The sequence below is a fragment of the uncultured Rothia sp. genome, assembly GCF_916049665.1.
In the GTDB taxonomy this organism is placed as follows: Bacteria; Actinomycetota; Actinomycetes; order Actinomycetales; family Micrococcaceae; genus Rothia.
In genome coordinates this window covers 63,715-73,537 of record NZ_CAJZIE010000001.1, presented here as the reverse complement: position 1 = coordinate 73,537, position 9,823 = coordinate 63,715, and the positions used below count along the sequence as shown (strand labels likewise).

The window sequence follows — 9,823 nt, the reverse complement described above, 5'->3', positions numbered from 1 at the left end:
TCAACGACTGGACCATCCGCTTCACGCACGACGACTACCGCGTTGACGTGAACACCGCCTCCGCAGAAGTCATTACCGTCATCGACGAATACGACGCCGACTACAACGAGGCGGCGCAGGCATCCCTGGCGCAGGGCGAATACACCTCGCTCAACGCCCTGGAGCTCGAATTCAGCGAGCGCGCCCGCACCTTCCTGAAGAAGAACCCGCCGTTCGTTTTCGATCTGATGCTTCAGACGCTGAACAGCCCCGAAAGCGTGCGCATGGCTGACGGCTGGACCCGCATCTACGCGGCGCAGGGTCTGGAAATTGCAATCTCGCCGGATGAGCGGACCGTTCTGGCTCTGGCGAAGACCCCGGATTTCCATCACCTGCACGCGGAAGCCCTGCGTAAGGCGCAGCTCGAAGAGCTCAGCAACACCCTGGCAAAGCAGGCAGAAGATAAGGCAACCCAGGCAGAAAACACTACTGAGGAGGAGAAATAATGTCCGCTAAGCAGATCACCATTCCTCTTGAAGTGTACGTTCGCCTGCAGGAGCTTGCTTCCCTCGCAACCTATAGCTACCGGGAGAACCAGGGTTCCGAAGAGAGCGCAGCAAACGATAAGCCGTGGGATTTGCTCGCTAAGGACGGCGCTTCCCTGCTCGATGAGAACGGCGCGCTCAAGCCCGAAGCGGCAGAGCTCTACTTCACCCTGTTGCCGCTCATTGCCCAGGAGTTCGTGGAACAGCAGCAGGCACTCGTGGACGCTTACCGTCAGGCACCCAAGCCCGCCGCCGCACGCGCCAAGATTCGCCCCTCCAACCAGCGCCTTATCCCGCTGACCGAGGTGCCGCTGGAGAACCAGCGTATTGCCGCGCGCATCGAGAAGGAATTCTACGGCGACGTGCCGCCGCGCCGCCGTATCTACGGTGTGCTCCCCGGCGTCATGGACTACATGATGCGCCACGGCCTCACCTACGAGCTGCTGCTGGACATCATCGAGTCGCCCGCAAGCACAGTGGTTCAAGAAAGCGCGCAGGAGAACCGCTACGGTCGCGAAGTCACCCTCTACACGCACGAGGAAGAAGGCTACCAGGTGGTGCTCAACCCCCTGACCGCCGAGGTGCTCGCACTACGCCCGCTGCAGGCTCTCGCGGGAGGCTACCAGCTCTCCCCGGAGGCTCAGGCTCAGCTCAAGGCGCTCGGCCTGACCGGCGAGTACATTGCCCGCATCCTCGATGAGGCTGAGGACCGCCGCCCGATTCCCGGCAGTAGCCGCACCGTGTACTCGCTCAACGGCTACCAGGTGGAGTTCTCGCACTCCGACCAGCAGGTGATTCGTATTAGCCGCGGCACCGCGCCCAGCCGTAACCCCTTCGAATCGCAGCCGAGGATGAGCGGTACGAAGAGGCAGCGCGGCCGCAAGATCCCGCACGATGTGGACGCATTCGTGCAGCTACTGCAGGAGCACGGCTTCACCATCACCATGGGCGGTAAGCACTACGATATCCGCCACGAGAAGCTGGCTCCGGGGCAGAAGGCGGTCACCTCGGTGACTCCCTCGGATTCGCAGCGTTGGCACCTGAACTCGGCACGCCAGATCCGCAATACCTTCGGTATTGACCTGCGCTACGCCGACCCGCGTGATAGCGTGCGAGGTATTGTGCGCGGTCCGGGACGAAGTGTCCAGAACACTGATGACCACAGCGCAGAAAAGCAGGACGCCGAGAAGAGCGCGGAGAAGACGGCGGAGAAGGAATCCGAGTAGCTCTTCGTCACCGTTGAAGCGCGCCCGCGTGCCGGTTCTTTATACTGCCCCCAGCATGTCTTTGCATCTGGGGGCAGTATTCATTGGTACTGATATCCCGCGTTGTCAGGGCAATACGGGGTAGACTGGGGGCAATACAGACATGCTACTCAGCATAAAAATTAATATGCGTTCCCGTGATATGCGTGACGGTAGGGTTGGGGATGCGCCACAAAGTACGGTGAATAACAGCCCCTACCTCTACAATAGAAACGCATCACTACAGAAGAAGGAGAACGCATGGGCGTAACGATTAAGGTCACTGACGAAGCAGGCGTAAACTACGACATTCAGTGGGAAGACCACCACACCCTCCTGGAAACCCTCCAGGCTAACGGCGTGCCGGTCCTCGCAACCTGCGGTGGTAACGCATCCTGCGCTACCTGCCACGGCTTCATCGACCCCGAGCACTTCGAGGCTTCCGGTGAGCGCACCGAAGCTGAGCAGGATCTGCTCGATATGGTCGACGATGTCGCCAACGAGTACTCTCGCCTGTGCTGCCAGGTCGAGTACGCCCCCGGTATGGACGGAGCAGAAATCCAAATGCAGGCGGCGATGTAATCATGTTTAAATCGGCTCAGGTACTCGCATCAACCACCCTCCTCTGTTGCGTGCTCGCGCTCAGTGGATGCGGCGCGTCCCAGGCCGGTCAGGAAGCTGAAGACACCTCGGCACAGCCGAGCGCTTCGGCTTCGGTCAAGCCCGGCACGATTCGAGTAGCCTCCGACGGGGCTACCCCTTCGGTGAGCCCGGGTTCCATTACCGTGGTGAACTCCCCCGACGCGGAGCACCACGAGTCTTCCTCTGAGCACTCTGAGTCTTCTTCCCACACCGAGACTCACGAGTCGAAGCAGAACTCTGACTCTCACTCTTCTGAGTCCTCCCACGAGGGTTCCGAGCAGAACAAGTCGGACGACTCTGATTCTCAGCAGGACTCCCAGAAGAGCTCAGACTCGTCTTCACAGTCGGGCTCTCGCTCTTCGGGCAACTCTTCGAACTCCTCCGGTTCCTCGAACTCGTCGAATTCTTCCAACTCCTCGAATTCCTCGAGCTCTTCGGAGAAGTCATCTAACTCCTCCAACAATAACGCTGCTGAGGGACCGACCCAGTGCGATCTGGACGACCTGAACGTTTCGGTTGCTATTGGAGAAGGCTCCCCCGGCGCCCGAAACTACACCCTGTACTTCCAGAACTCCTCGAACTCTCCCTGCACCCTGCGCGGCTACCCGCGCGTGGTCCATGCGGGTCCTTCGGGAACCTGGGTTGGTCGTGAGGCTTCCACCTCCGACGAGTACATGAACCCTGCGGGTGTGACCCTCAACCCCGGCGATAGCACCACCGCGGTACTGCGTTCGGTGTACCCGGCACGCTTCGGTGACGATTGCGGTAGCCGACCGGTTCAGGGCTTCCTGGTGGGTCTTCCCTCCGGTTCCGGTGGCGTGATTGTTCCGCTGGATACGGTGGCCTGCTCTTCGTCGGTTCCGCAGCTGTCGGTGGGTCAATTTGGTGCCCGCTAACGCGCCCGTTGCAGATGTGAATACTCTGGCACGTTGTGTGCGCATATAGTTCGCATATAGTTCAAGGGCGGTTCCCCGCGATGGGGAACCACCCTTGAACTGTCTATAAGCCTATGGTTTAGCTTTAGCTATGCGGTAGCCGCACGCTCTTAGAGGGAGCGGGTGACGTCCTCGTGGCTGAAGCGTGCACCGCGCGGGTATGCGGGAACCTTGCCGTGACCGATGTTGACGACGAGGAAGGGGATCTCTGCGTTGTCCGCGAAGAATTCCTTCTTGATGCCGGCGAAGTCTGCGCCGGTCATGGGGCCAGCGTCCAGACCAAGGGCGCGGATTGCAGTGATGAAGTAGCCTGCCTGCAGGTGAGCGCTCAGCTCAGCGGCGGGGGTGGCGAGTTCTTCGGTGGTGTAGAAGCCCTTGATGAAGCCGGCAGCGTTGGGGTTGAAGGTGTCAGCGTGCTCTACCCAGTGTGCGTCTGCGGAGAGAATCGCGGTGACCGGTGCCGCCTGGGTCTTAGCCTTGTTGCCGTCAGCCAGGTGTGCGACGAGGCGCTCGCGTGCCTCGGGGCTCTTGATCCAGGTGATGCGCAGGGGCTGGCTGTTGAAGGCGGTGGGGCCGTAGAAGGTCAGCTCCTGGATGCGGCGCAGCTGCTCGTCGGTGACGGGCTCCTCGGTGAAGGAGGAGACGGTGCGCGGCTCGTGAAAGAGGTTGATGAGCTGTTCTTCGTTCAGGCGGGTCATGGTGTGCTCCTTTGTGCTGTTCTCTCAGTCGATTACTTTACAAGTAAAACATTACGGGCTTGTTAGGAACCTGTCAAGCACATCTTCCTCCCCCAGCCCCCAACAATTCAAGAGGCGCACACCATAAACCCCGCCATAATAGATACATGACCGACGCACTCTCCCACTTCTCCGCACCCGTACGCGACTGGTTCCGCACCACCTTCAACGCACCCACCGCCGCCCAAGAAGGCGCATGGGAGAGCATCCGCAACGGCAACAACACCCTCATCATCGCCCCCACCGGCTCCGGCAAAACCCTCGCCGCCTTCCTCTGGGCACTCGACGCCCTCCACCGCGAACACGAAACCGGCACCGCAGGCGGCACGCGCATCCTTTATATTTCGCCGCTCAAAGCGCTCGGTGCGGACGTTGAACGCAACCTTCGCGCACCGCTGACCGGAATTACCCGTCTGAGCGGCAACGACGCTGGCGAGCCGAGCATCAGCGTGGGCGTGCGCAGCGGCGACACCCCCGCACGCGAACGCCGCCAGCTCATCAGCAACCCGCCCGACATTCTCATCACCACCCCCGAATCCCTCTACCTCATGCTCACCAGCGCCGCCCGCAACACCCTCGCAGGCGTGACCACCGTGATCGTGGACGAGATTCACAACCTCGCCGCCACCAAACGCGGCGCGCACCTGGCGATCTCCCTCGAACGCCTCGACGCGCTCCTTGCGAACCCCGCACAGCGCATTGGCCTCTCCGCAACCGTCGAAAACCCCGAGGCGGTCGCCCGGTTCCTCGGCGGCATTCAGCCGGTGACCATCATGAGCCGCCCGGTCGCCAAAGAATGGGACCTGCGCCTGAGCGTGCCCGTGCCCAACATGGCGGCACTCGGAGGCGCCAACGACTACGGGCAGGGGCTCTACGCGCCATCAGAATACGCACCCTCGGAGGTGCCGGGAGGCGCGGGCTCAACTTCTACCGGCTCACAACAGGGCGTAGCGCAGCCTGCCCCCAGCGCAGCCGACACCCCGGCGAGCGCGCCCTACACGCTCGAAGATGCCATTGGCGTATTCCCCGGGCAGGAAATCGCGAAAGAAACCGGGCAAGCAAACCCGACACAACAGGGCGATAACACCGCACCCAAAAATACGCTCACCATCCCGGAAGAATCACTCCGCGAAACTCCCGATAGCGAGCGCCCCGAGACTTCTATTTGGCCGCGCGTGCAGGAGCGCATCGTCGACCATATTGAGAACAACCGTTCTACGATTGTTTTCGTTAACTCGCGTGGACTAGCGGAAAAGCTCACCGCGGCACTCAACGATATTCACCTGCGCCGCGTCCTCGCGAAGCAGGGAATCGACCCCGAAGACTACGCGGCAGGCATCTGCGACATCGCCGAGGTGCCGCCGCTCGCCCGCGCGCACCACGGCTCCGTATCCAAGGAACAGCGCACCCTCATCGAGGAGGCGCTCAAGGGCGGAACCCTGCGCTGCGTGGTCGCCACCAGCTCCCTGGAACTGGGCATCGATATGGGCCACGTGGACCTCGTAATCCAGGTGGCCGCACCTCCCTCGGTCGCCTCCGCGCTGCAGCGCGTGGGCCGCGCCGGACACCGCGTGGGCGAAATTTCGCGCGGATTCTTCTACCCCAAGCACCGCGGCGACCTGCTCGGTGCAACCGTCACACTCGCCGGAATGCGCAGCGGAACCCTCGAACCGCTCGCCATCCCCACCAACCCCCTGGACGTACTCGCACAGCAGACCATCGCCGCCTGCGCATTAGGCCCCATCAGCGTGGACTCCTGGTACGAGGCGCTACGCCGCAGCGCACCCTACGCCGAGCTGCCGCGCGCCCTCTTCGACTCCGTGCTCGAAATGCTCGCCGGACGCTACCCCTCCGACGAGTTCGCCGAACTGCGCCCGCGCATCATCTGGGACCGCACCCCCACCGAGGAGGCGCCCTCCGGAAGTATTGAGGGCCGCCCCGGTGCGCAGCGCCTCGCCGTCACCAGCGGCGGCACGATTCCCGACCGCGGGCTCTTCCCCGTCTACCTGGTCAGCGGCGATGAAGAGCGCGGCCCCAAGCGTGTGGGTGAGCTCGACGAAGAAATGGTGTACGAATCCCGCGCCGGCGAGGTCATCACCCTCGGCGCGAGCAGTTGGCGCATTGAAGAAATTACGCACGACGCGGTGCGGGTCTCCCCCGCGCCCGGTCAGCCCGCGCGTCTGCCCTTCTGGCATGGCGACCGCATGGGCCGCCCCTACGCCCTGGGCGTGCAGACGGGCGCGTTCACGCGCGCCCTCTCCAGCCTGGATGCCACCGATAGCGCCGCCGCCCGCCAGCAGCTCGAACAGCTCGGGCTGGACACCTGGGCGGTCGATAACCTGCTCGCCTACCTGCGTGAACAGCGCGAATCCACCGGGGCGGTCCCCTCCGACACCCGCATGATTGTGGAGCGGCACCGCGATGAGCTGGGCGATTGGCGCGTGGTTCTGCATTCACCGCTGGGCTACGGGGTGCACGCACCCTGGGCGCTGGCGGTGCGTGCCCGCATTGAGGAGCGGTACGGTGTGGACGCCTCGGTCATGGCGAGTGACGACGGTCTGATTCTGCGTCTACCCGCCATGGAGGATGTGCCGCCGGGTGCTGATTTGTTCCTTTTCGACCCGGACGAGCTGGAGGCGATTGTCACCGAACGCGTGGGCGATTCGGCGCTTTTTGCCTCTCGGTTCCGTGAGAATGCGGCGCGTGCCCTGCTGTTGCCGCGCCGTGATCCGGGTAAGCGTACCCCGCTGTGGCAGCAACGTCAGCGTGCGGCCCAGCTGCTGGATGTGGCGCGTAAGTACCCTGATTTTCCGGTGCTTTTGGAGACGGCGCGCGAGTGTCTGCAGGATGTGTACGACGTTCCGGCGCTGGTTCAGGTACACCGTTCGTTGCAGTCTCGGGCGGTGTCCATGCTTGAGGTTGAGACGAACGAGCCTTCGCCTTTTGCGCGCACCCTGCTCTTTGAGTACGTTGCCGAGCACCTCTACAACGGGGATGCGCCCGCCGCCGAACGCCGCGCCGCCGCGCTCTCGCTGGACCCGGCGCTACTGGCTGAGTTGCTGGGTTCGAGCGGTCTGCGTGACCTGCTGGATCCGGCGGTGCTGGTGCAGACTCAGCAACGCCTGCAGCGCACGGGTGAGCGTTACCGCGCCTGCGGGGTTGAGGGCGTGGCGGATCTGTTGCGCCAGCTGGGCCCGTTGAGCGCGCGGGAATTGAGCCTGCGTTTGCGCTCTGACAACCCGCGGGCTGAGGCACCCGGCACTGAGCATGAGGATTCTGAAAACTACGGCGAGGAGTACGACGAGGAATACGGTGCCCACGCCAGCGTGGAGCAGGCACGCGAGCTGGCGGAGCAGCTGGTGCGCTCGCGCCGCGCGTTCTCGTTTGCGGGCGCTTCTGATGATTCTGCCGAGCCGCAGCTGTACTACGCGGTGGTTGAGGACGCCGCGCGCCTGCGCGATGGACTGGGCATTATGCCTGCCGCGGCGCTTCCCACTGCCCTTTTGGAGCCGGTCGCGGAGCCTCTTGAAGACCTGGTTTCTCGCTATGCGCGCACCCATATTCCCTTTACGGCACAGCAGGCGGCGGAGCATTTTTCGCGCCTGACCCCGGTGGGTGTGGGCGTGCTGACTCCGGTGTTGCAACGTCTTCAGCAGCAGCGCCGCCTGAGCTCCGGCGAGTTCCTGCCCGAGGTACTACGTACTCCCAGTGCGGTCGGTGTTGAGTGGGTAGATGCGCAGGTTTTGCGCACGATTCGCGCCCGTTCGCTGGCGGCGCTACGTGAGGAGATTGAGCCGGTATCGGCGCAGGTCTACGGTGTTTTCCTGCCTTCGTGGCAGAACGTTCGTTCTTTATCTGTGCGGGTTGCCCAGACCCTGCCAGAGGCGAGCGCCTACGGTGCATTCATGCCCTCCCGCCGCGCCGCCACGGTGGTGGGCGAGAAGGTAGTGCCCCTCAGCCCGGCGGCAGAGAACAGCGCTGACAACGGTCTCGATAGTGCCGCTCAAAACTCTGCCACCGCAATAGAGGACCTGCTCACCGCCATCGACCAGTTGGCGGGTGTACGCGTACCGGCTTCCGCCCTGGAGACACTGATTCTTCCGGCGCGCGTGCCCGGCTACCAGCCGCACATGCTGGACGAGCTTATGGCGAGCGGCAGGGTGTTCTTCACCGGTGCCGGTCAGCTCGGCGGCGGTAGCGCGCAGAAGTCTGACGGCTGGATTCGCCTGCATTTGAGCGAGAGCTCTTCGCTGACTCTGGGCGAGGACTACCCGGAGCAGCTGCTGCACGCAGAGAATCCCGAGCTCTGGGAGGCTCTGCAGACTCCGGGCACGCTCGAGCACGCCATTTATGAGGCGCTGGCTCACGGCGGCCTGTTCGTGCCGGCGCTGCGTGAGCGGGTGGCGCAGCTGATGAGTGCGGCTGCGCCCGCCGGTCAGGTGGTGACTTTTCCGGATGCGGCGGAGGTTTCGGCAGCGCTGTGGCGGCTTGTGTGGTCTGGCGCGGTGACGAACGATAGTTTCGCACCGGTTCGGGCGATGCTTGCCGGTGTCCGCAGTGCGCATCCGACTCCGGCACTTGCTGCGCGTCTGACGCGGGTGGGTCGCCGCGGTGCGGGTCGTATTGCGGCGGCGCGCGCCTCCATGGGTAACGGCATGGCGGGCAGTTTCGGCGCTGATAGTTATGGTTCCAGCGGCTACTCTGCGCCTGCCACCGGGCGCGGCCTGCGTTCCCTGCGTGGCAATTCCCTCCGCGGCGGGCTCCATACCGCCGCTCCCGCAGTTGCACCGCAGGATAGCGGCCGTTTCTCGCGCGTGGACACACTCCTTCAGGAGCCGGTAGAGGCGACGGTTGCGGCGCTCGCACGTGCCGACCTGCTGCTGGACCGCTACGGCGTGCTGACTCGCGGGTGCCTGCAGGTGGAGGATTCTGCCGGCGGGTTCTCGCAGCTGTACCGGATTTATTCGGCGGCTGAGGATCGTGCGCTGGTGCGTCGCGGCTACTTTATTGAGGGTTTGGGCGCGGCTCAGTTTGCCGCCCCGGCGACGGTGGATCTGTTGCGTTCCACCGCCGATAATCTCAGCATTCCCGCAGGTCCGCAGGCTTTTGGTGCGAGCGCCTATACCCCGCAGCGTACCGATACGGAGCAGGTGTACGGCACGTTCACGGTGACCCTTCTGGCGGCGACCGACCCGGCGAACCCGTACGGTGCGGCGTTGAGCTGGCCCCCGATTCCCTCCTTTGCGCACGAAGGCGAGGGCCCGGTGAAGCACCGCCCGGCGCGTAAGGCGGGCGCCTGCGTGGTACTGGTGAACGGCGCCCCGGTGCTGTACGTGGAGCGTGGCGCGAAGACTCTGCTGGCGTTTACCACCGACCCGGTGCTTCTGGAGGCGGCTGCCCCCGCCCTGGCGCGCCTGGTGTCTGCCGGTGGTGCGGAGAAGATTTCGGTGGAGAAGGTCAACGATGTGGAGCTTTTGGGCACCCACACCCTGAACGCATCCACGCTGGGCACCTCCGGTAGCGAAATCGTGGAGCATCCGGTGGAGGCACTGCGCGCAGCATTGCAGGCGCAGGGTTTCTACGCGACGGTTCGCGGGCTGTCGTTGCGACGCTCCATTTAGCGCCCTCCGCACAGGGTCTCAGGCTCAGCCTCAAGTTAAGCTAATTCCTTTAACCTCAACCTGAACATCACAAAATCTGAGCAGCATAATGCCCCACACCCTCACGGAAGGGGATGCGGG

The 9,823-nt window shown here is 63.7% G+C and carries 5 protein-coding genes and 1 pseudogene; 5 read left to right on the top strand and 1 reads right to left on the bottom strand.

Features of this window, described 5'->3' with window-relative positions:
* From QZ540_RS00260 to QZ540_RS00245, 4 genes and pseudogenes are all read left to right on the top strand, one after another.
* Nucleotides 1–485: pseudogene (locus QZ540_RS00260) on the top strand (DNA repair protein); the annotation flags it as partial.
* Nucleotides 485–1,750, top strand: a complete 1,266-nt coding sequence (locus QZ540_RS00255) for a cell wall biosynthesis glycosyltransferase (protein WP_294626833.1) — start codon at nucleotides 485–487, stop codon at nucleotides 1,748–1,750. The pseudogene QZ540_RS00260 and the gene QZ540_RS00255, both read left to right, overlap by 1 nt.
* A gap of 279 nt (nucleotides 1,751–2,029) precedes the next feature.
* Complete coding sequence (locus tag QZ540_RS00250) at nucleotides 2,030–2,350, top strand: 2Fe-2S iron-sulfur cluster-binding protein (protein ID WP_005509285.1); 321 nt, start codon at nucleotides 2,030–2,032, stop codon at nucleotides 2,348–2,350.
* Nucleotides 2,351–2,352: 2 nt separating this feature from the next.
* Entirely contained in the window at nucleotides 2,353–3,306 is a 954-nt protein-coding gene (locus tag QZ540_RS00245; protein WP_294626832.1) for a DUF4232 domain-containing protein, read from the top strand.
* A gap of 149 nt (nucleotides 3,307–3,455) precedes the next feature.
* On the opposite strand, the gene QZ540_RS00240 is transcribed toward QZ540_RS00245, so the two are convergent.
* The gene (locus tag QZ540_RS00240) at nucleotides 3,456–4,043 is read right to left on the bottom strand and encodes a malonic semialdehyde reductase (protein ID WP_294626831.1); all 588 of its coding nucleotides are present in this window, start codon (nucleotides 4,041–4,043) and stop codon (nucleotides 3,456–3,458) included.
* Nucleotides 4,044–4,189: 146 nt separating this feature from the next.
* Here QZ540_RS00240 and QZ540_RS00235 point away from each other — a divergent pair, with 146 nt between their 5' ends.
* Complete coding sequence (locus QZ540_RS00235) at nucleotides 4,190–9,703, top strand: DEAD/DEAH box helicase (protein ID WP_294626830.1); 5,514 nt, start codon at nucleotides 4,190–4,192, stop codon at nucleotides 9,701–9,703.
* The last annotated feature ends 120 nt before the right edge of the window (nucleotides 9,704–9,823 follow it).

Excerpts from the sequence above, each read along its gene's own strand:
- QZ540_RS00255 (WP_294626833.1), top strand. The coding sequence starts at position 485 with ATGTCCGCTAAGCAGATCACCATTCCTCTTGAAGTGTACGTTCGCCTG.
- QZ540_RS00250 (WP_005509285.1), top strand. The coding sequence starts at position 2,030 with ATGGGCGTAACGATTAAGGTCACTGACGAAGCAGGCGTAAACTACGAC.
- QZ540_RS00245 (WP_294626832.1), top strand. The coding sequence starts at position 2,353 with ATGTTTAAATCGGCTCAGGTACTCGCATCAACCACCCTCCTCTGTTGC.
- QZ540_RS00240 (WP_294626831.1), bottom strand. The coding sequence starts at position 4,043 with ATGACCCGCCTGAACGAAGAACAGCTCATCAACCTCTTTCACGAGCCG.
- QZ540_RS00235 (WP_294626830.1), top strand. The coding sequence starts at position 4,190 with ATGACCGACGCACTCTCCCACTTCTCCGCACCCGTACGCGACTGGTTC.